We start from the raw sequence: 20,526 nt of genomic DNA, 5'->3' as shown, positions 1-20,526 counted from the left end.
GCGGCGCACCCCCGGCCCGGAAGGTGCGCGGGCTTGCAGCGGCCGGCCGTTGCCTCCATCTGTGACCTCATGCCGGCCACGGTCGTGCATCATCCCCGCTGCAACCCAGGAGACGCCATGAGCCGCTTCGACCTCAGCCCGCCCACCCCGCAGCAGCGCGATGCGCTGGTCGCCGGACTCTCCGCCGAGGAAGCGCGGGTGCTGCTCCAGCACGGGACCGAGGCCCCGTTCTGCGGGGTGTTCCTCGACAACAAGCGCGAAGGCACCTACTGCTGCCGGCTGTGCGGACTGCCGCTGTTCCGCTCCAGCACCAAGTTCGATTCGGGGACCGGCTGGCCCAGCTTCTTCGCCCCGTACGACGAGGCCCACCTGGGCCGCATCCGCGATACCAGCCACGGCATGGTCCGCACCGAGATCGTCTGCGCGCGCTGCGGCAGCCACCTGGGCCACGTGTTTCCCGACGGTCCGCCACCGACCGGCGAGCGCCATTGCCTGAACTCGGTATCGCTGGCCTTCGTCGACGCCGCCGACCCGCTCCCCGATCCGCTGCGCCGCGGCGGTGCCGAAGCCGGGCCCGCCTGAACGCAGGGCCGCCTGCACGCGGTTACCATGCACCCTCCGTGTCTGTCCCAGGTGCGTCGCGCATGAAATACCTGCTGCTGGTCTACATCGATCCGGAACTGCTCGACCAGGCCACCGCCGAGCAATACGACGGCGAGATGCGCCACTGCATCCGCCATGCCGACACGCTCGCGTCGCAGGGCACGCTGCTGGGCTTCAACAAGCTCGAGGCGCCGACCCAGGCGCGCACGGTACGGATCCGCGAGGGCCGCACCGCGGTGTTCGACGGGCCGTTCGCCGAGACCAAGGAAGTACTGGCCGGCTACAACCTGGTCGAGGCCGATTCGCTGGAGCAGGCGGTCGAGCTGGCCCGCCAGTTCCCTTGGGCCCGCTACGGCAGCATGGAGGTGCGGCCGGTGGCGGACATGGACGCCGAGCGGGTGCGCGTCGGCGCCTGAGCGTCTGCGGCGACGGCTTCCGCACGGGCGATCCACGCCACCGCGTCGGCGGCCGCACGCCGGCGAGCCGGCTTCACGCCACCTGCGCGCACCGCGCTGCTAGCGTGCGCGCTGGTCCGCACCCCGATGGAGCAACCCGATGCGCGTTGTGGTCCTGCTGTTCGCCCTGGCGATGCCGGTGGTGTCCTGGTGGTCGCAGTCCGGCGCGTTCGGCCCGGACAACGGCACGGTTTCCGACCGCTATCCCACGCTGCTGGTCGCGGCCGGGTACGCGTTCTCGATCTGGGGCGTGATCTTCCTGCTCGGCGTGGTGTACGCGGCATGACAGGCGACGGGGCGGCGTCGCGACGACGCCCTGCTCGGCCGGATCGCGCCGGCCGCTGCCGCCGGTTTCGCCCTGACCGCGGTATGGATGCCGCTGTTCTCGCAGGGGCTGTTCTGGTTGTGCCTGCTGGTGATCTTCGGCGCCCTGGGCTGCCTGGCCTGGGCCGCGCTGCAGCTGTCGCGCGCGCGCGCCGAGGACGGCCGCACCTGGGCCTGGTTGCCACTGTCGCTGCACGCCGGCTGGCTCTCGCTGGCGGCGTTCCTCAACCTGGCGCAGTCGGCGCTGGCCTTCGGATGGACCCGGGAGGATGCGCAGCTGGTGCCGAGCCTGCTGCTGTTCGCGGCCGCGGCCGCGCTGCTGCTCGAGCTCAACCGGCGCATGCGCGGCAACTTCGCCTACGCCGCCGCCGCGCTCTGGGGCCTGGTCGCCGTGGTGGCCGAGCAGTCGCGCTCCGCCCTGCCCGGCGCCGGCGTCGCCACCTGGGTGGCCGCGGCGATCGCGGCGCTGCTGGCGGCGCAGACCTTGTGGCTGCGCGCGCGGCAGACCCGCCGGGCCTGACACCCTCGCCGCGGCAGCCTCAGCCGCAACCGGACGCGTCGTCCTCGCCCACGCACAACCGGAACGCCATGGGCAGGCCTTCGACCTGGCGGCGCTTGCCCACGGTCAGCGCGAACGCGTCCAGCGTCTTGCGCGTGCACGCGCCTGCCTCGTTCGCGGCACCGGCCGCGTCTTCGCAGCGCTCCTCGTAGATGCGGTAGTGGCAACCCCCGCTGCGGCTGGCGAAGCACTCGAAGGTGGCGACGCCGTCCACCGTCGTGGTCTTGCTGAAGAGGGTCTCGGTGCCCTGGTCGACGACGCGGGTGATGCTGGTGGTGCTCGGGCGCGTATCGCAGCCGAACAGCGAGAGCAGGCAGGACAGCAGGGTGGTCAGCAGTCGCATTTCACACCTCGGGAAGCGGGAGGGCCGGCCCCCGCCGGGGGGCGGGACAGGCCGGCGATGGCGGATACGGCGGTCCGGCTCACATGCCCTTGAACAGCGCCATGAACGGCACGCTGACCGGCAACGTTTCGCTGCGCCCCTTCAGCCGCAACGTGCCCTTGCCGCTGTCGTCGCGGACCACCGACGCCACGGCCTTGAGGTTGACGATGGTCGAGCGGTGGACCTGGCGGAACTGGCGCGGGTCCAGCGCCTCGAGCAGTTCCTTCAGCGGCGTGCGCAACAGGGCCTCGCCCTCGGCGGTCACGACCACCGTGTACTTGCTGTCGGCGCGGAAGTAGGCGACCTCGTCGAGCATGATCAGCCTGGTTTCGCGGCCGCTGTTGGCGGTGATCCAGGCCAGCGGCGGCGCGGCTTCCGGCTCGGCCGGCCGCTTGGCGAGGTGCTGCAGCAGCGCCTCGAGCGTGGCCGGGTCCGGCCGTCCGGCGGCCACCCGCGCCTGCAGGCGCTGCACCGTCGCCTGCAGGCGGTCGCGCGCCACCGGCTTGAGCAGGTAGTCGACCGCGCCTTGCTCGAAGGCGTCGATCGCATACTGGTCGTAGGCGGTGACGAACACGACCTGGGTGCGCGGGCTCACCTCCGACAGCGCCGCGGCGACCTCGATCCCGGTCAGGCCCGGCATGCGGATGTCGAGGAAGGCCACGTCCGGCTTGTGCTCGGCGATGGCTTCCAGCGCGCTGGCGCCATCCTCGCATTCGGCCACGATCCGCAGGCCCGGCCAGACCTCGCCCAGCTGCAGCAGCAGCGAGGTGCGCAGCAGCTCCTCGTCCTCGGCGACGACACACTCAAACATCGCGACGCTCCTCGGTGCCGGTGCCGGTGCCGGCGGGCAGCGGCAGGGTCAGGGTGGCGGCCACGCCACTGGGGAAGTTGGACACGATCGAGAACGAGGCGCGCTCGTCGTAGGTCAGGCGCAGGCGTTCGCGCAGGTTCTTCAGGCCGATGCCGGTGCCCGCGGTCGCGCTGCCGAAGCCCTGGCCATCGTCGGCCACGGTCACGGTGGCGTGGTCCTCGAAGCGGCGCGCCAGGATCCAGACGGTGCCGCCGCCGGGCTTGGGCTCGAGCCCGTGCTTGATCGCGTTCTCCACCAGCGTCTGCAGCATCATCGACGGCAGCTGCAGGGCCTTGAGCGATTCGGGCACCTCGACCTTCAGTTCCAGCCGCGCGCCCATCCGGATCTTGAGGATCTCCAGGTAGGCGCGGGTGCGCTCCAGTTCCTCGCCCAGGGTGGACAGGGTGTCGTGCTCGCGCGGCAGCGAACGGCGCAGGTACTGGATCAGGTGGCCGAGCATCTCGTCGGCGCGCGGCGGGTCGGTGCGCGCCAGCACCTGGGCGTTGGCCAGGGTGTTGTAGAGGAAGTGCGGCTCGACCTGTGCCTGCAGCAGGTTCAGCCGGGCCACGGTCAGCGCGTTGTCGGTGGCGCTGCGCTCGGCCTGCGCCTGTTCGTCGCGGCGCTGCTCGGCGACGCGGCGGGTGACCGAGCGCTGCAGCGCCTCGGCGTTCTCGTAGCTGGTGCCCTCGTCCAGGGCGAACAGGTCGACCCAGTGCGGCGCGTCGGGCTCGCACAGCAGGGTGGCGCTGCTGGTGCCCTCGCCCGGCACCACCGTGGCCAGGACGCGGTCGCGGGTGATGGCGAAGCGCGCCAGCACGTTCCATTTCGAGGGCTGGTTGCCGCCGAACGGATCGCTGCGGCGCACCTTCGCCCGCACCTGCAGGCTGCCGCGCGAGGCCTCGATGTCCTCCACCCGCGGCAGCTCGCGCACCGCCGCCTCGACCAGGTCGAAGGCCGCGCCGGCGTCCAGCGGCAGTTCGATCCGCCGTTGCTGGTGGTTGCTCAGCACCGCCGCATCCAGGCGGCCGGCGGCCAGGCGTACCCGGCGCAGGTGGGTGACCGCGCCCAGCACCGCCAGGCCCATCGAACCCCAGGCCAGCAGCCAGAAGATCGCGCCGACATCGCCGAACAGCCCGCCCCAGACGAAACCGGCCAGCAGGATCGCCACGGCCCAGGCGAAGAGGATGCGCAGGATCAGGAACAGGCTGGCGGACACGTGGCACCGGGAAGCGTTTCAGGTGCCGCGGAGCATAGCCGCCGCCCGCGCCGGCGGAAGCCCGCATGCGACGAAGCCGGGAATCGGGCGACGAAACCCCGCCAGGGACCGCTCCGGTTCCGGCCCGCCCGGGCGGGAAGGTCGGGATCGCGCGGCTAGGCGCTGTCTGTGTTCTCGGTGTTGCCGGTCGCGCCGGCCACTTCGTCCAGGCGCGACCAGGCGCGCTCGAACACGGTGCGCGCCTCCTCCTCGGTCAGCAGGCTGGCGCTGACGTCCTCGCGCTGCAGGTACAGGCGCGCCGCTTCGGCCCGCGGCGCGCGCGGATGGTTGAGGAACACGTCGTAGGCCGCGCACACCACCGGCCAGTAGCGGGCGAAGCTGCGCATGGCACGCGCCCGCGGCAGCGCGTGGTAGCGCTGGCGCCAGTGCTCGCGCTCGCGGTCGAGGTCGATCATGACCACCTTCCGTGGTGGTGGTTGCGCGTTGTCCATGGTTGCTGCCCGCTGAGACCGGCGTCGCCGGCATTGGCCACCCTGCGGCGCGAGCATTCCATCGCCGGCGTCGGGAGCGGGTGAAAGCGGGCGCGCGCCTCTGAAGCGTTCAGTCCTCGCGCGTGATCAGGGTGATTTCGCCGCTGGTTTCCAGCACGGCGATCTCGATCCGGCGATCGTCGTCGCAATGGGCCTTGCGCTTAGCCGACTCGAAATCGGCGCGACTCACGTTCTGGCGGCGCAGCGCCTCCCAGAACACTTCGCCCTTGCGCGCCAGCACCACCGGTTCGCCCTCCACCATCCGGTCGGCGGCCTGGCTGCGCGCGGTGACGAAACCCACGCCCCAGTTCAGCCCCAGCAGGGTCGCCGCCAGGATCAGTCCACCGAGGAGCGAGGTGTCCTCGCCGATCAGCGAGTTCTGCACCGCGGTGCCGAGCAGGACCACCAGCAGCAGGTCGAACGGGGTGAACTGCCCGACCGTGCGCTTGCCGGTCAGCCGCACCAGCACCAGGACCACGACATAGACCGCCACCGCGCGCAGGACGAACTCCCACCACGGCATCGCCAGCTCGAACAGGCTGTCCAGCATCGGAACACTCCGCCGTCGCGCCACCGCGACCGTGCGCCATTGGCGTCCCCGCCGCGTAAAACGGCGGTGAATTCGTCCGCGGCGGCCGTGGAGCAGACCGGACCCACGGCCGTCCCCCGTAGAGCGGGGCTTGCCCCGCTACAGGCGCGGCGGCATGGCCGGAAGCAGCGGGGCGAGCCCCGCTCTACGCGGCCAGGGCCATGCCGGCGGCGTGGCCCGATGCCCAGGCCCACTGGAAGTTGTAACCGCCCAGCCAGCCGGTCACGTCCAGCACTTCGCCGACGAAGTACAGGCCGGGCACGTGGCGCGACTGCATGGTGCTGGACGAGACGCCGTCGGTGTCCACGCCGCCCAGGGTGACCTCGGCCGTGCGGTAGCCTTCGGTACCGCTGGCCACCAGGGGCCAGTCGGCCAGCACCGCGGCGACCTCGCGCAGTTGCGGCGGATCGAACTGGCGCATCGGCCGGTTCGGCAACCAGAACTCGCACAGGCGCTGGGCGAAGCGCCGCGGCAGCGCATCGGCCAGCACCGTCTTCAGCTCCGCATCCGGGCGCTGCTTCTGCTGCGCCCGCAGCCACTCGTGCGCGTCGCGCCCCGGCAGCAGGTCCAGCCGCAGTTCGTCGCCGGGCTGCCAGTAGGACGAGATCTGCAGGATCGCCGGACCGCTGACGCCGCGGTGGGTGAACAGCAACGCTTCGGCAAAGGATTGCCCGTTGCAGCGCGCCTCCACCGGCAGCGCCACGCCGGACAGGTCCGCCAGCCGCTCCTGGTGCTTGCCGCTGAGCGTCAGCGGCACCAGCCCGGCGCGCGTGGGCAGCACCGCGTGTCCGAACCGGCGCGCCAGCTCGTAGCCGAACCCGGTGGCGCCCAGGCTGGGAATCGACAGGCCACCGCTGGCCACCACCAGCGCCGGCGCGGCGAACGTGCCCTGCGCGGTGCGCACGCGGAAGCCACCGCCGTCGGCCTGCTCCACCGACTCGATCGCGCAATGGGTGCGGATCTCCACCCCGGCCGTGGCGCATTCGTCCAGCAGCATCTTCACCACCAGCTTGGACGACACGTCGCAGAACAGCTGGCCCAGGGTCTTCTCGTGCCAGGCGATACGGTGCCGGTCGACCAGCTCGATGAAGTGCCACGGCGTGTAGCGGGCCAGTGCCGACTTGCAGAAATGCGGGTTCGCCGACAGGTAGTTGGCCGGCGTGGTCCCGGTGTTGGTGAAGTTGCAGCGTCCGCCGCCGGACATCAGGATCTTCTTGCCGACCTTGTTGGCGTGCTCGACCACCAGCACGCGCAGGCCGCGGCCGCCGGCGGTGAGCGCGGCCATCAGGCCGGCGGCGCCGGCACCGACGACGATCGCGTCGTAGTGCTGCAAGGTCAGGCCGCCGCGGTACCGGTGCGCAGGACCGGGCGCACGACCAGCTCCCTGCCCTCGGCATCGAGCAGGCTGACCTCGCCGTCCTGGACCATCACCGTCCAGCGCAGGCCGCGCGAGTAGAGGGCGGCCAGCGCCTGGACCTGGTCGTCCGGCAGGTCGAGCACCACCAGGTTGTCGTGGCGGGCCAGCGCGCGCGCGTTCTTCTCCCACCACAGGTCGGCGGCGCGGCCGCCGTAGTTGAGCACCACCACCTCGCGCGCACGGCCGCAGGCCTTGCGCACCCGCGACTCGTCCGGCTGGCCCAGCTCGATCCAGCGTTCGACCTCGCCGATGTAGTCGCGCTGCCACAGGTCCGGGTCTTCGTCGGTGCTCAGGCCGCGGCCGAACTCCAGGCGCTCGTCGGCGTACAGCGCGAACGCCAGCAGGCGCACGACCAGGCGCTCGTCGGTCTCGGACGGATGCTGGGCCAGGGTCAGCGGGTGGGTCGCGTAGTAATGGCGATCCATGTCGCTGATCTGCAGTTCGGCACGCACGACGGTGGCTTTCAGTGCCATGGACAGTCCTGGGGTGGCCAGCTCCGGTCGGAGGCGGCGCAGTGGCGGAGGGGAAGCTGCATGATACCGCCCCCGCCCGTCGCTCCCGGCTTCAAGGACCACGCACGGGCATGCCTGCGCCGCGCCGGGCAGGTATGCTTGCGGCCCCGCCGGCGCTGCCGGCACGCCGTGCGGCATTGCGAATGAGCGACACCCCTCCCGATCGACTGGCCCTGGATCCGCGCAGCCCGTTCCACGACGCGGCGATCATCGAGCGCGGCGTGGGCATCCGCTTCAACGGCCAGGAACGCGACAACGTCGAGGAATACTCGGTCAGCGAGGGCTGGATCCGGGTCCAGGTCGGCCGCTCGCGAGACCGCCGCGGCAATCCGATGACGATCAAGGTCAAGGGCACGGTCGAACCGTACTTCATCGAACCGGCCTGACCGGTCCGCACCCGCTCCTCAGCCGGCGCAGGCGGCCGCCATGCGGTCGTCGGCATGCCATAGCGCGCGGCGGGCCAGGTCGTAGGCGCTATTGGCCGCATTGGGCAGCACGTGCTCGGCGCGCACCGGATCGGCGCCGGCCGCCTTGGCGGCCTCGACCTTCTGCAGTTCGTCCAGGTGCAGCAGCAGCGGCTGCATGAGTTTTTCCAGGCGCCCTCGATCGCAACGCCCGTACGCGGCCTCGAGCGCGGCCACCTGTTCGCGGATGCGGCGGCTCGCCGTGCCGTCCAGGCCGGGCGCGGGCTGGTAGCTGATCGGCGCGGCCTTGTACGCATCGCCGGTGGCCTCGCTGCCCAGGTCGGTGCCGCGCTCGTGCCGGGCCGGATTGAAGCGCACGGCGGGCGACGGGCGCGCGGTGGCGTGCTTGATGTCCTTGCCGAACAGGAATTCGGCGATCTTGCGCTGCGCACGCTGGATCTGCTGCTGGACCACGTCGGCCGCATCGCCGTCGCTGATCCAGTCCTTGGCGAATCGGGTCGACCGCACTTCCACCGGGTTGCGTGGTTGCAGCAGGCGCGTGGCGGCGTCCTCGGCCGCTGGCGTCGCCACCCCATCGGCGGCGCTCCACCGGTCGTCCGCCGGCAGGCGCACGCGACCGTCGGCGTCGTACAGCGGCCCGCCGGTCGCCGGCCGCGTCGCTGCCGGCCGCGCGCGGTCCGGCGTACCGGGGCTTGCCGCGGCTTCGGGCACGCGTGGCGGGGGCGAGGCGCCGATGTCGCGCACGGCGGGCACCGGCGGCGAAGCCTCGGGCGGCAAGGCAGACCCTGCCGCGGGTGGGCGCGCGACGAACACCAGCTGCACCCGGGACGGGTCGGCGGGCGCGGCACGCAGCGCACGCGGTGGTCCGAGCAGGAGCTTCGCCGCCAGCACCAGCAACGCGAGCGTGGCCGCGGCCGCCACCAGGCGCGGCAGGAGGTCGTCATCCCGGCGTAGGGTCCACGGGCCGTGCACGGGGGAATGGCGTCTCCGCTTGTCGTAGGCCCCGATGACCGCGGGTGGGTCGCGCGAGTTCCCCGGCGTCCATGACATCGTGCACGCCGTTCATGCACGGGATATGCCAGCATCCCGTCTGCTTCCCCCTCCGCAGTCTTGCATGCCCGATACCGCCACCACCTCGTTCGACGGCATCGAGTTCCTTCGCGGCGGAGGCCTGGTAGCCGGGCGGATCGCCCGCCACGACTGGTCCGCGCATCCGCTGGGCCCGCCGGCCCAGTGGCCTCCCGAATTGAAGACGGTGCTGTCGATCATGCTCGGCTCGCGCTTCGCCATGTGCGTGGGCTGGGGCCCGGACCTGCTGCTCTTCTACAACGATCCGTACATGCAGGTGCTCGGCGCCAAGGAGCCGTCCGCGCTCGGCGAACCGATCCGCGAAGTGTGGTCCGAACTGTGGGAGGACATCCGCCCGCTGGCGGAGACCGCCATGGCCGGCACCGCCACCTGGGTCGAAGACATGTACCTGCGCATGCAGCGGCATGGCTTTGCCGAGGACACCTGGTGGACGTTCACCTACACCCCGGTCCGCGATCCGGACGGGCGCGTGGTGGCGATGCTCAATGTCACCCACGAGACCACCCGCCGGGTGCTCACCGAGCAGCGGCTGGCCGACGAGAACAACCGCCTGGCGCGCATGTTCGAACTCTCGCCGGCGTTCATGGCCCTGCTGAGCGGACCCGGGCACCGCTTCGAGTTCGCCAACTCCAGCTACCTGCGCGTGGTCGGCGACCGCGACGTGATCGGCAGGACCGTGGCCGAGGCGCTGCCGGACGCGACCGCCCAGGGCTGGGTGGACGTGCTCGACCGGGTCTACGCCTCCGGCGTGCCGTTCGTGGCCCAGGGCGCGGTGTTCCGCGAGCAGGCCGAGCCGGACGGACCGGTGACCGAGCGGCAGCTGGATTTCGTCTACCAGCCCATGCGCGCGCCCGACGGCAGCATCGACGGCATCTTCGTCACCGGCATGGACGTGAGCGCGCGCGCGCTCAGCGAAGCCCGGCTGCAGGCGCTCAACCAGGACCTGGAGCGCCAGGTCGCCGAACATGCGCAGGAGCGTTCGCTGACCTGGCAGGTCACGCCGGACATGCTCGGCGTGCTCAATGGCGACGGCGTACTGGAGAAGACCAACCCGGCCTGGGAACGCACGCTCGGCTGGACCAGCGCCGAGCTGGCCCGGCACCCGGTGCGCGAACTGGTCCACCCCGAGGACATGCCGGCGGCGATGGAGGCGCGGGCCCGGCTGCACGCCGGCGAGCCGATGCTCGGCTTCGAGTGCCGGCTGCGCACGCGCGACGGCGACTACCGCACGCTGTCGTGGGTGGCCTCGCCGGAGGGCGGCAAGTTCTACTGCAGCGCACGCGACGTGACCGAGCTCAACGCGGACGCGCGCGCGCTGGCCGATTCGCAGGCGCTGCTGCGCAGCCTGTTCGAGACCAGCCACCAGCTGCAGGGCCGCTGCGCGCTGGACGGCACCCTCGAGGACGCCAACCGGACTGCGCTGGACGCGATCGGGCGCGGGCTCGAGGAGGTGGTCGGCCTGCCGATGTGGGAGACGCCCTGGTTCGCCGGCACGCCCGGCATGGGCGAGCGCATGCGCCAGGCGTTCGCGCGCGCGCGCGCCGGCGAGGTGGTGCGCGAGGAAATCACCCTGAGCCTGCCGGCCGGCCAGCGCACCTTCGACCTGTCGCTGCGGCCGCTGTACGACGCCTCGGGCAGGATCAGCGCGGTGGTGCCGGAGGCGCTGGACATCACCGAGCGCCGCGCGACCGAGGAGGCGCTGCGCCAGTCGCAGAAGCTCGAGGCGATGGGCCAGCTCACCGGTGGCGTGGCCCACGACTTCAACAACCTGCTCACCCCGATCATGGCGGCGCTGGAGCTGGCCGACGACCCGGACGCGCGCCCCGAGCGGCGCGCGCGCACCCTGGCGGTGGCGCGGCAGTCGGCCGAGCGCGCGGCCATGCTGGTGCAGCGCCTGCTGGCCTTCGCCCGGCGGCAGCCGCTGCAGGCGGTGGCGGTGGACATCGGCCTGCTGGTCGACGGCATCGCCGAGCTGCTGCGCAGCAGCTTCGATCCGCGCATCCGCATCGTCGTGGAACGGGGGTCGGCGCCGCTGCGCGCCCATGCCGACGGCAACCAGCTGGAGATGGCGCTGCTCAACCTCGGGGTGAACGCGCGCGACGCGATGCCCGACGGCGGCACGCTCACGCTGTCGGCACGCGGGCTGGCGCTAGAGTCTGGCCGCGACGCTGCGTTGCCGGCCGGGGACTATGTGGTGATCGCCGTGGCCGATACCGGCCGGGGCATGGACGAGGCCACCCGCAGGCGGGCGGTCGAGCCCTTCTTCACCACCAAGGGCCTGGGCAAGGGCACCGGCCTCGGGCTGTCGATGGTCCATGGCCTGGCGTCGCAGCTGGGCGGGGAACTGCGGATCGACAGCCTGCCCGGGCGCGGCACGACGATGGAGCTGTGGCTTCCGGCCACGGCGGCATGATTCCCTTATTCCACCAAGACGACGAACGACAGGAACTCCCGATGGCGACGAGCGAACCGCACAAGGCGGTGGCCCTGGTGGTGGACGACGAGGCGGGAGTGCGGATGTGCACGGCCGACGTCCTGCTCGACATGGGCTACGAGGTGGTGGAGGCCGATTCGGCCGAGGACGCCCTGCGCGAACTGGAACGCGGGCTGGTGCCGTCGCTGCTGATCACCGACCACCTGATGCCGGGCATGTCCGGTTCGGACCTGGCGCGGGAGGTGCGCGGCCGCCATCCGCAGGCGGCGGTGATCGTCGTATCCGGCTACACCGACGTGCAACTGGAGCCGGGCCTGGTGCTGCTCGGCAAGCCGTTCCGGCTGAAGGAGCTGCGCGACTGCGTGGAAGCGGCGACCGCGCGCGGCTGAACTTATCCGGGAGCCGGGCGACGGCGTAATGCATTCCGTCGCCCGGCCCGCCCGTAGAGCGGGGCTTGCCCCGCTGCCGTGGCCTTGCGGTAAAAGGATCAGCGGGGCAAGCCCCGCTCTACGCGATGGCCTCGCGAGGAGGAGCAGGAGCGGGGCGAGCCCCGCTCTACGAGGCGCGACGGGTTATTCGCCGGTCAGGTCGACCACGTCGAACGGGGTGACCGGATCGACGTCGGCGTCGTAGTCCACGTCGTCGCGCTCGAAGCCGAACAGCTTCAGGAAGTCGTGCTTGTAGGTCGCGTAGTCGGTGACCTCGAACAGGTTCTCCGTCGTCACCGTCGGCCACAGGTCGCGGCAGGCCTGCTGCACGTCGTCGCGCAGCTCGCGGTCGTCCAGGCGCAGGCGGTTGGAGTCGTCGGTCGGCGGCGGGTCGGTCGCGTACAGGTGCTCGCGGAAGGTGCGCTCGAGCTGCTCGATCGTGCCTTCGTGCAGGCCCTTGGCCTTCATGATCCGGTAGACGATGGCGATGTACAGCGGCATCACCGGGATGGCGGCGCTGGCCTGGGTCACCACCGACTTGAGCACGGCGACGTTGGCCTGGCCGCCGCCCGGCTTGAGCGCCGCGTCGATCGCGTGCGCGGCGCGGTCCAGGTCTTCCTTGGCCTTGCCCAGCGCGCCGTGCCAGTAGATCGGCCAGGTGATCTCGGTGCCGATGTAGCTGAAGGCCACGGTCTTGGCGTCGGCGGCCAGCACCCCGGCCTTCGACAGCGCATCGATCCACAGCTCCCAGTCCTCGCCGCCCATCACCCGGATGGTGTCGGCGATCTCCTGCTCGCTGGCCGGCTCGACCGTGGCGTGGATGACCTGGTCGCGGTTGGTGTCCACCGCGGTGGCCTCGTACGGCTGGCCGATCGGCTTGAGCGCCGAGCGCTTGAGCTCGCCGGTATCGGGCAGGCGGCGCACCGGCGAGGCCAGCGAATAGACCACCAGGTCGATCGGCCCGCCCATCTCGCGGGCCAGCTCGATCGCCTTCTCCCGCACTTCGTCGGAGAACGCGTCGCCGTTGATCGAGCGGCTCCACAGCCCGGCCTGCTTGGCCAGCTTGTCGAACGCGGCCGAGTTGTACCAGCCGGCGTTGCCGGTCTTCTTCTCGGTGCCGGGCTTCTCGAAGAACACGCCCAGGGTGGCGGCGCCGTAGCCGAACGCGGCGGTGATGCGCGCGGCCAGCCCGTAGCCGGTCGAGGAACCGATCACCAGCACCCGCTTGGGGCCGTCGTGGCGGATGCCCTTCGACTGCACGTACAGGACCTGGTCCAGCACGTTCTTCTCGCAGCCCACGGGATGGGCGGTGGTGCAGATGAAGCCTCGGACCTTGGGATGGATGACCACGCGGACTCTCTCGGATGCGGAGGGGAGCGCGGGCGCGGGGGCGCCTGCGGAGCGGCACAGTCTAATTCCACCGGCCGAAAAACGACCCTTCTGCGGCGTATGGCGGCAATGCGACGGCGACCGCGTCGCGGCCGAACGCGTAGAGCGGGGCTCTGCCCCGCTGCCCTGGCGTGGCGACGGGCGGACCGGCGAGCAGCGGGTCACGGACCCGCTCTACGGGAGCGACACGGCGTCCGGGCATGTGGACACCGTTGCGGCGACCGCCTGGGGCTGCGGACGGATCCGTCTTCCTACACGGTGGGGCAGGTCCGCTGGCGGCGCGACAGGCTGCGCGCGGCCCAGGCATAGATCGCCAGGCCCGCCACCGCGGTGGCGGCGCCGACGTAGCCGGTGGAGGTCCAGCCGAATCCGGCGGTGATCGCCATGCCGCCCAGCCAGGGACCCAGCGCGTTGGCGGTGTTGAACGCGGCGTGGTGCGAGGCCGCGGCCAGGGTCTGCGCGCCATCGGCCACGTCCATCAGGTGCGACTGCAGGATCGGCCCGAGCGCGCCCATCATGCCGATGCACACCGTGGCCAGCAGCAGGCTCCACGGCCAGTGCGCGGCCAGCGGGAACAGCAGCAGCATCGCCACCGCCCAGCCCAGCACCACCGGCACCGCGCGGAACTGCAGCCGGTCGAACAGCCAGCCGCCGAGGATGTTGCCGATGACCCCGCCGAGGCCGAAGCCGGCCACGCCCAGCGGAATCCAGGCCGGGGCCACGCCGGTGACCTGGACCATGGTCGGCGCCAGATAGCTGAAGACCGAGAACATGCCGGCGAAACCGATCGCGCCGATCAGCAGCGCGTGCCATACCGGCAACCGGTTGAAGGCGCGCAGTTCGTCCAGCGGGCGTTCGCGCGCGCCGGTGTCCACCGCATGCGGCAGGGCGAAGGCGATCAGCGAGACGGTCACCAGCGAGACCAGCGACACCGCCGCGAAGGTCCAGCGCCAGCTGGCCAGCTGCCCCATCCAGGTCGCCAGCGGCGTGCCGACCAGGATCGCCAGGGTCAGGCCGAGCATCACCAGGCTCACCGCGCGGCCGCGGGCCTCCGGCCGGCTGATCGATACCGCCGTCAGCGCGGCCACGCCGAAGTAGGCGCCATGCGGCAGGCCGGCGATGAAGCGGAACAGCAGCAGGCTGCCGTAGTCCGGCCCCAGCGCGCTGGCCAGGTTGCCCAGCGCGTAGAAGCCCATCAGCGCCAGCAGCAGGGTCTTGCGCTTCATCGCCCCGCCCAGCACCGCCAGCAGTGGCGCGCCGACCACCACGCCCAGCGCATAGGCGCTGATCAGGTGGCCGACCTGCGGCTCGCTCACGCCCAGCTCGGCGGCCATGTTCGGCATCAGGCCCATGCCGGCGAACTCGCTCGTGCCGATCGCGAAGCCGCCCAGGGTCAGGGCGGCGAGGATCAGCGTGTAGCGGCCACGGCTGATCGGCAACGGCGGCGCGGCCGCGGGCGCGGCAGGGAGGGAAACGGACATGGCCGCCATTATGCTGCGTTGCAGCAAGATCGCCTAGGCCGGCGGGCAGCACGCTGGCGTCCTGTTCATGCAACGACGAGGACCGCCACGCCGGCCTGACGCGCTTCCCGTGGGTGCTCACGACCCTGCGGGCATCGCGGCGTCGCCTCAACCGCATCGGCCATCCATCGCTGTCGGCATCCGCGTCGGAGACCGGTGTGTCGATCGCCTGGCGGCCCGGGCGTCGTCCATGTAGAGGCCGGCGACAAGCAGGCCGACCTGGACTGCATGGGAGCGCCGGATGGGCAGGGTGATCGTCGAACAGATCGTCAGCATCGATGGCTGCGTCGAGGATGCGCAGGGTGGCATCGGCTTCTTCTTCGATGCGCAGGAGCTCCAGGCGACCGACAGGAGCAGCTGCGGATGCTGCGCTCGGTCGGCGCCATCGTCTTCGGCGCGCGTACCTACCGCATGTTCGCCGACTACTGGCCGCAGGCCGACCCGGTGGCCGAACCGGTAGCGGTGCCGATCCGCGAACTGCCCAAGTTCGTGGTCTCCTCCACCCTCGCCGCCGCGCCCTGGGATGCGGACCAGTCGGCCACCGTGCTCCGGGGCGACGGCGTGGCCGCGGTGCGCGGGCTGCGCGAACGCATCGACGGCGACCTCGTCATATGGGGCAGCCTCACCCTGGTCGATGCGCTGCTGGGTGCCGGCGAAGTGGACATGCTGCGCCTGCGTGTCGTGCCGGTGCTGCTGGGCGGGGGGCGTCCGCTCGCGCCGCCGGGCACGGCCACCCGGCGCTGGCGGCTGGCGCGCGTGGAGAGCTTCGGTGGCGGCGTGGCGGTGCTGGAGTACCACGCCTTGGCATGAACGGCCGGGCTGGCGGCGTCGGGGCGTGGCTGCCCTGCGTGCGCCAGATCGCGCCGCGGCTCCTATTCGTACAACCGCTGGCAGCGCTCGCAGAAGAACGCCCGGCGCCTGGCCAGGCCCAGGTGCTTGCGGTACGCCAGGCGCTGGCCGTCACGCGGGCAGACCGTGCGGGTATGCACCTGGTAGTGCTTGCGCAGGACATGGGCCTTCTTCCAGCGCAGGAAGTCGAAACTGTACTCGCGCGCCTGGGCCACCAGTTCGCCGAGCTTGCGCGCCGACAGGGCGCCGACGCGGCTTTCCGGGTGCACGCGGATCCGGTGCAGCACCTCGTTCTTGATGATGTTGCCGACGCCGGAAAACACCTGCTGGTCCAGCAGCGCGTCGGCGGCCAGCGCCTGCGGCCGCGCACGCAGCTTGCGCCGCGCCCGGGCCGGATCCCAGGCGTCGTTCATCACGTCGGCGCTCCAGTCGTAGACCTCGTCCAGCGGCTGATCGATGAATTTCACCGAGCAGGCGTAGAAGTTCAGCTCGCCGCCGCCGTCGAAGCCCAGCGCCAGGCGCGGCGCGGCCTCCCTGCGTTCGTCGATGCGGTAGCTGCCGAACAGCATGAAGTGGAGGCGCACGCTGAAGCCATCGAACTCCAGCAGGAAGTGCTTGCCCCAGCTGCGCAGCGCGCGCAGCCGGCAGCCGGCCATGCGCTGGATCGGCTCGCGGCTGTTGCCGCGCACGTGGACGACGCGCCGGCCCGCGAAACCGGCCGCTTCTTCCCTGAGGATGACGATGGACGGACCTTCGGGCACCGCCCCAGTATCGGCGCCAGCGGTGAGCCCGCCGTCAAGCCGGCCTTGCGCGGCCGGGCACGGCGGACGTGACAGACTGTGCCCGCAACCGCGCCACGCCGCCGCCTGCTGCCATGAACTACCTCGCCCACGTCTATCTCGCCCGCCCGGATCACGAAGCCATGCTCGGCGCGCTGCTGGGCGACTTCGTGTTCGGCACCGCCGCGCTGGCGGACTGGAGCCCGGTGGTGCGCCGCGAGATCCTCGTCCACCGCAGGGTCGACCGCTACACCGACGACCACCCTCAGGTGGTGCAGGCCCGTTCGCTGTTCGGCGAAGGCCGGCGCCGCTACGCCGGCATCGCCCTGGACGTGTACTACGACCACTGCCTGGCCCGCGACTGGGATCGCTGGAGCGAGCTGGCGCTGGACGATTTCACCGCGCCGTTCTACCGCTACCTGCTCTCGCGCCTGGACGAGCTGCCCGGTCGCCTGCACGCGATCGCCCCGCGGATCGCCGCGCACGACTGGCTGGGTTCGTACCGGGACCGGGCCAACGTCGACCTGGCGGTGACCCGGATCGCCACGCGCCTGTCGCGCAACGGCGAACGCCTGGTCGACTGCCTCGACGACCTGCGCACGCACGAAGCGGCCATCGCCGCCGGCTTCGAGGCCTTCTTCCCGCAGCTGGTCGGGCATGTCCAGGCGCTGCGGCGCGAAGGGCCGCTCGCGGGCGGATGACCGCGGCCGCTCGATTCCGCGTTTGTTTCCGCGTCGCCATCAGATCCTGCCGAGCCGGCCATGACCCTCGCCCTCTACGCCCACCCGTTCTCCTCCTACTCGCAGAAGGCGCTGGTCGCCCTCTACGCCAACCACACCGCGTTCGAGTACCGCAGCCTGGAGGAAGCGGCCCACCGCCACGACCTGGAGGTGTTGTGGCCGATCAAGCGCTTCCCGGTGCTGGTCGACGGCGAGCGGACGGTGGTCGAGGCGACCACGATCATCGAATACCTGCAGGTGCGCCGGCCCGGTCCGCTCCAGCTGCTGCCGGAAGACCCGATGGCGGCCGTCGGCGTGCGCATGCTCGATCGCTTCTTCGACAACTACGTCGCCCGGCCGCAGCAGAAGATCGTGTTCGATGCGCTGCGCCCGTCGCACGAGCGCGACGCCTACGGCGTGGTCGAAGCCCGGCGCCTGCTCGACACCGCCTATGCCTGGCTGGAACGGCACCTGGCCGACGGCCGCCGCTGGGCTGCCGGCGATGCGCCCAGCCTGGCCGACTGCGGCGCGGTGCCCTTCCTGTTCTACGCCGACTGGACCCATCGCATCCCGGACGGATTCCGGCGCGTGCACGGCTATCGTGCGCGCCTGCTCGCCTGGCCGCTGTTCGCGCGCGCGGTCGACGAGGCCCGCCCGTTCCGCGGCTACTTCCCGCTGGGCGCCCCCGACCGCGACTGAGCCGCGGCAACGATGGCAAGCGAGCGTGAGAGGCGCGGCGGCATCCGGGGCCCGGGCCGCCGTCGCACCTCGGCGGCGGCCGCCCGATAAGCGTGCGCCGATCACCGGGGCCGCTTCCATCGCGCGCCGGCGCCGGTCCCGCCTCCCACCTGGACCACCGGTCGGGTGATGGCCCACGGACCCGCATCCGTGGTGCGCCCAGCGCCTCCGCCCGTCGTGCTGCACCGCAAGCTGGACCTCGCCGCGTCGGATGTTAGCGTTAACACTGACCACGGGGGATCCAATGAACCGACCGAACCGGCGCAGCCGCCGCATCCGCCACACCGTCCTCGCCGCCGCGCTCCTGTGCGCCGGCCTGACCGCCCACGCCGGCACCGGCCTGCGCCTGGGCGAGGCCGGGTACTTCAGCAAGCCGGGGCTGGACGTGCTGGCCTTCAGCAACGTCTATGACGGCAACTTCAGCGACGCCAAGATCGCCGGCGTCGAACTGATCCACCATGGCGTGCGCACCGCCACCAACGGCGACGTGCGGCTGGCGCCCACGCCGGAACAGTGGGACGCGGCGGCCACCCTGATCGAGCGCAAGGTGGATCCCGCCAGCGGCGCGGTGACCACGCGCATGCGCTTCGACGCGGAGGATTTCGAGTATTCGGTGCGGGTCGCCCCGCGCGGCGACGGGGTCGCGATCCAGGTGCTGCTGGACCGGCCGCTGCCGCAGGCGCTGGCCGGCAAGGCCGGCTTCAACCTCGAGTTCCTGCCCTCGGCCTACTTTGGCAAGGCCTGGCTGGCGGACGGCCGCAGCGGCCAGTTGCCGCTGTACCCGTCCGGCCCGAGCGGACGGGCCCAGGACGGCGGCACCGTGCGCCTGCCGATGGCCAGCGGCCGCCGCCTGGTGCTGGCACCGGAGGATGTGCAGCGGCGGGTGTCGATCGAGTCGCCCGGTGCCGAGCTGCGCCTGTACGACGGCCGCAACCAGGCGCAGAACGGCTGGTACGTGGTGCGCTCGCTGCTGCCTTCGGGGAAGACCGGCACGGTGCTGGAGTGGACCCTGTCGGCCAGCACCGAACCGGGCTGGACGCGGCAGACGGTGATCGGCCACTCGCAGGTGGGCTACCACCCGGCGCAGCGCAAGGTCGCGGTGCTGGAGACCGACCGCAACGCTCCGGCCCCCGGCAGCGCCCGCCTGCTGCGGGTGGACGGCGACGGCGGCGCCCGCGAGGCGCTCGCGGCGGTCCCGCGGCGCTGGGGCCAGTACCTGCGCTACGACTATTACACCTTCGACTTCAGCGACGTGCGCGAGCCTGGCCTGTACCAGATCGAGGCCGCCGGCCAGCGCACCGCGCCTTTCCGCATCGCGGATGACGCCTACGCCACGGCCTGGCACCTGACCCTGGACGTGTTCTTCCCGGTGCAGATGGACCACATGTTCGTCAACGAGGCCTACCGGGTCTGGCACGGCCGCTCGCACATGGACGACGCCCGCCAGGTGGCGCCGGGCAAGGAGCACTTCGACCTGTACGGACAGGGCCCGGAACTGGACTCGCCGTTCCAGCCTGGCGAGCACATCCCGGGCCTGGCGATCGGCGGCTGGTTCGATGCCGGCGACTTCGACCTGCGCACCCAGACCCACTACTCCACGGTGATGTCGCTGGTCGACACCTGGGAGCTGTTCGGGCCGCGGCGCGACGAGACCACGATCGACCAGAAGCGCAGGCACGTGGAGATCCACCGGCCCGACGGCGTGCCCGACCTGCTGCAGCAGATCGAGCACGGCACGCTGATGCTGATCGCCCAGCACCGTGTGTTCGGCCACGCCATCCCCGGGATCGTCGAGCCGGACCTGGGCCAGTACACCCACCTGGGCGACGCGGTGACCAAGACCGACGGCCGGGTCGACGATCCGTCCGACCCGGATTCGCCCCACGACGACCGCCTGGCCTTCACCAGCAATACCACCGCGCTCAACTACGGCTCGGCGGCGGCGCTGGCCGCGGCCAGCCGCGTGCTCGGCGGGCATGACGCCGCGCTGGCGGCCGAGAGCCTGGCCACCGCGCGGAAGGTGTGGGCGTTCGAGCAGGGCCGCGAGCCGAACCTGTTCAAGGTCGGCAACACCACCGGCGGCGACCCGCAGGACGAGCAGCTGCGCGCGGCCGTGCAGCTGCTGCTGGCCACCGGCGAGGCCCAGTACGCGCAGGCCATCGCCGCGCTGTGGCCGGCGATCGACGCGCGCTTCGGCTTCAATGCCGGCGCGGTGGTGCGCGTGCTGCCGGAGATGGACGATGCGTTCCGGGCGAAGTTCCGCGAGCGCGCGGTGAAGTTCAAGGAGGAACGCGCGGCGATGGTCGCCGACAATCCCTATGGCGTCCTGATCACCCGCGGCGGCTGGGCCGGCAACAGCGCGGTGGTGGGCATGGCCACCACCAACTACTGGCTGCATACCGCGTTCCCCGACCTGTTCGACATCGAGGACACGCTGCAGGGGCTCAACTACCTCTACGGCACCCACCCGGACTCGAACCTCTCGTTCGTCTCCGCGGTCGGCGCGCAGTCCAAGACCGTGGCCTACGGCAGCAACCGCGCCGACTTCAGCTTCATCGCCGGCGGCGTGGTCCCGGGCGTGCTGGTGCTCAAGCCCGACTTCCCCGAGAACAAGAACGACTGGCCGTTCCTGTGGGGGCAGAACGAGTACGTGATCGACCTGGGCGCGCGCTACCTGTTCCTGGTGCACGCCGCGCAGGCGCTGCTGCAGGAGCGCTAG

General features: G+C 71.6%; 22 protein-coding genes. 11 read left to right on the top strand and 11 right to left on the bottom strand.

Features of this window, described 5'->3' with window-relative positions:
• Positions 1–117 precede the first annotated feature (117 nt).
• The 4 genes from msrB (at position 118) to CSC66_RS17745 (ending at position 1,902) form a co-directional block, all read left to right on the top strand.
• Complete coding sequence (gene msrB / locus CSC66_RS15225) at positions 118–582, top strand: peptide-methionine (R)-S-oxide reductase MsrB (protein WP_162378266.1); 465 nt, start codon at positions 118–120, stop codon at positions 580–582.
• A gap of 62 nt (positions 583–644) precedes the next feature.
• A complete protein-coding gene (locus CSC66_RS15220; protein WP_162378265.1) occupies positions 645–1,019 on the top strand; it encodes a YciI family protein in 375 nt (124 codons plus the stop codon).
• Positions 1,020–1,158: 139 nt separating this feature from the next.
• Positions 1,159–1,344: a hypothetical protein gene (locus CSC66_RS17750; RefSeq protein ID WP_338016031.1), complete on the top strand. Its 186-nt coding sequence runs from the start codon at positions 1,159–1,161 to the stop codon at positions 1,342–1,344.
• A gap of 87 nt (positions 1,345–1,431) precedes the next feature.
• On the top strand, positions 1,432–1,902 hold the full coding sequence (locus CSC66_RS17745) for a hypothetical protein (protein ID WP_338016030.1): 471 nt from the start codon (positions 1,432–1,434) through the stop codon (positions 1,900–1,902).
• Positions 1,903–1,921: 19 nt separating this feature from the next.
• On the opposite strand, the gene CSC66_RS15210 is transcribed toward CSC66_RS17745, so the two are convergent.
• The 7 genes from CSC66_RS15210 to CSC66_RS15180 all read right to left on the bottom strand — a co-directional run bounded on the left by CSC66_RS15210 (position 1,922) and on the right by CSC66_RS15180 (position 7,398).
• Positions 1,922–2,284 carry a hypothetical protein gene (locus CSC66_RS15210; RefSeq protein ID WP_162378264.1) on the bottom strand — a complete coding sequence of 121 codons (363 nt, stop codon included), beginning with the start codon at positions 2,282–2,284 and terminating at the stop codon, positions 1,922–1,924.
• A 79-nt stretch (positions 2,285–2,363) separates the two neighbouring features.
• The gene (locus tag CSC66_RS15205; RefSeq protein WP_162378263.1) at positions 2,364–3,134 is read right to left on the bottom strand and encodes a LytR/AlgR family response regulator transcription factor; all 771 of its coding nucleotides are present in this window, start codon (positions 3,132–3,134) and stop codon (positions 2,364–2,366) included.
• Positions 3,127–4,389 (bottom strand): histidine kinase, encoded by a 1,263-nt coding sequence (locus tag CSC66_RS15200; RefSeq protein WP_162378262.1) that lies wholly within the window; start codon positions 4,387–4,389, stop codon positions 3,127–3,129. Before CSC66_RS15200 ends, CSC66_RS15205 begins: the two co-directional genes overlap by 8 nt.
• 155 nt (positions 4,390–4,544) lie before the next feature.
• Complete coding sequence (locus tag CSC66_RS15195; protein ID WP_162378261.1) at positions 4,545–4,844, bottom strand: hypothetical protein; 300 nt, start codon at positions 4,842–4,844, stop codon at positions 4,545–4,547.
• A gap of 145 nt (positions 4,845–4,989) precedes the next feature.
• Positions 4,990–5,466, bottom strand: coding sequence for a DUF421 domain-containing protein (locus CSC66_RS15190; RefSeq protein WP_162378299.1), 477 nt, complete (start codon positions 5,464–5,466; stop codon positions 4,990–4,992).
• 187 nt (positions 5,467–5,653) lie between these two features.
• Positions 5,654–6,841: a BaiN/RdsA family NAD(P)/FAD-dependent oxidoreductase gene (locus tag CSC66_RS15185; RefSeq protein WP_379655910.1), complete on the bottom strand. Its 1,188-nt coding sequence runs from the start codon at positions 6,839–6,841 to the stop codon at positions 5,654–5,656.
• Between the two features lie 2 nt (positions 6,842–6,843).
• Positions 6,844–7,398 carry a YaeQ family protein gene (locus CSC66_RS15180; RefSeq protein ID WP_162378260.1) on the bottom strand — a complete coding sequence of 185 codons (555 nt, stop codon included), beginning with the start codon at positions 7,396–7,398 and terminating at the stop codon, positions 6,844–6,846.
• 182 nt (positions 7,399–7,580) lie between these two features.
• Here CSC66_RS15180 and CSC66_RS15175 point away from each other — a divergent pair, with 182 nt between their 5' ends.
• The gene (locus CSC66_RS15175; protein ID WP_162378259.1) at positions 7,581–7,823 is read left to right on the top strand and encodes a DUF3297 family protein; all 243 of its coding nucleotides are present in this window, start codon (positions 7,581–7,583) and stop codon (positions 7,821–7,823) included.
• Between the two features lie 18 nt (positions 7,824–7,841).
• Here the strand turns inward: CSC66_RS15175 and CSC66_RS15170 are convergent, their stop codons facing one another.
• Entirely contained in the window at positions 7,842–8,834 is a 993-nt protein-coding gene (locus tag CSC66_RS15170) for a hypothetical protein (RefSeq protein ID WP_162378258.1), read from the bottom strand.
• Positions 8,835–8,976: 142 nt separating this feature from the next.
• Here CSC66_RS15170 and CSC66_RS15165 point away from each other — a divergent pair, with 142 nt between their 5' ends.
• Entirely contained in the window at positions 8,977–11,364 is a 2,388-nt protein-coding gene (locus tag CSC66_RS15165; RefSeq protein ID WP_162378257.1) for a PAS domain-containing protein, read from the top strand.
• Positions 11,365–11,405: 41 nt separating this feature from the next.
• On the top strand, positions 11,406–11,774 hold the full coding sequence (locus CSC66_RS15160) for a response regulator (protein WP_162378256.1): 369 nt from the start codon (positions 11,406–11,408) through the stop codon (positions 11,772–11,774).
• A gap of 183 nt (positions 11,775–11,957) precedes the next feature.
• On the opposite strand, the gene fabV is transcribed toward CSC66_RS15160, so the two are convergent.
• Positions 11,958–13,163: an enoyl-ACP reductase FabV gene (gene fabV / locus CSC66_RS15155; protein ID WP_162378255.1), complete on the bottom strand. Its 1,206-nt coding sequence runs from the start codon at positions 13,161–13,163 to the stop codon at positions 11,958–11,960.
• Between the two features lie 290 nt (positions 13,164–13,453).
• Positions 13,454–14,683 carry an MFS transporter gene (locus CSC66_RS15150; RefSeq protein ID WP_162378254.1) on the bottom strand — a complete coding sequence of 410 codons (1,230 nt, stop codon included), beginning with the start codon at positions 14,681–14,683 and terminating at the stop codon, positions 13,454–13,456.
• 267 nt (positions 14,684–14,950) lie between these two features.
• On the opposite strand from CSC66_RS15150, the gene CSC66_RS15145 reads away from it, so the two are divergent.
• On the top strand, positions 14,951–15,532 hold the full coding sequence (locus tag CSC66_RS15145; protein WP_274381876.1) for a dihydrofolate reductase family protein: 582 nt from the start codon (positions 14,951–14,953) through the stop codon (positions 15,530–15,532).
• A gap of 62 nt (positions 15,533–15,594) precedes the next feature.
• Here CSC66_RS15145 and CSC66_RS15140 read toward each other — a convergent pair whose 3' ends face one another.
• Complete coding sequence (locus tag CSC66_RS15140) at positions 15,595–16,332, bottom strand: DNA-formamidopyrimidine glycosylase family protein (protein WP_162378252.1); 738 nt, start codon at positions 16,330–16,332, stop codon at positions 15,595–15,597.
• A 113-nt stretch (positions 16,333–16,445) separates the two neighbouring features.
• Between CSC66_RS15140 and CSC66_RS15135 the strand changes: the two genes are divergently transcribed.
• The 3 genes from CSC66_RS15135 to CSC66_RS15125 all read left to right on the top strand — a co-directional run bounded on the left by CSC66_RS15135 (position 16,446) and on the right by CSC66_RS15125 (position 20,526).
• The gene (locus CSC66_RS15135; protein WP_162378251.1) at positions 16,446–17,051 is read left to right on the top strand and encodes an acyl carrier protein phosphodiesterase; all 606 of its coding nucleotides are present in this window, start codon (positions 16,446–16,448) and stop codon (positions 17,049–17,051) included.
• Positions 17,052–17,111: 60 nt separating this feature from the next.
• Positions 17,112–17,768, top strand: a complete 657-nt coding sequence (locus CSC66_RS15130) for a glutathione S-transferase family protein (protein WP_162378250.1) — start codon at positions 17,112–17,114, stop codon at positions 17,766–17,768.
• 283 nt (positions 17,769–18,051) lie between these two features.
• Entirely contained in the window at positions 18,052–20,526 is a 2,475-nt protein-coding gene (locus CSC66_RS15125) for a glycoside hydrolase family 9 protein (RefSeq protein WP_162378249.1), read from the top strand.

This window comes from Pseudoxanthomonas kaohsiungensis (assembly GCF_010211765.1).
GTDB classification, from domain to species: Bacteria; Pseudomonadota; Gammaproteobacteria; order Xanthomonadales; family Xanthomonadaceae; genus Pseudoxanthomonas; species Pseudoxanthomonas kaohsiungensis.
The sequence above is the reverse complement of the archived record's forward strand: the minus strand, read 5'-3'. Positions and strand labels throughout refer to the sequence as shown.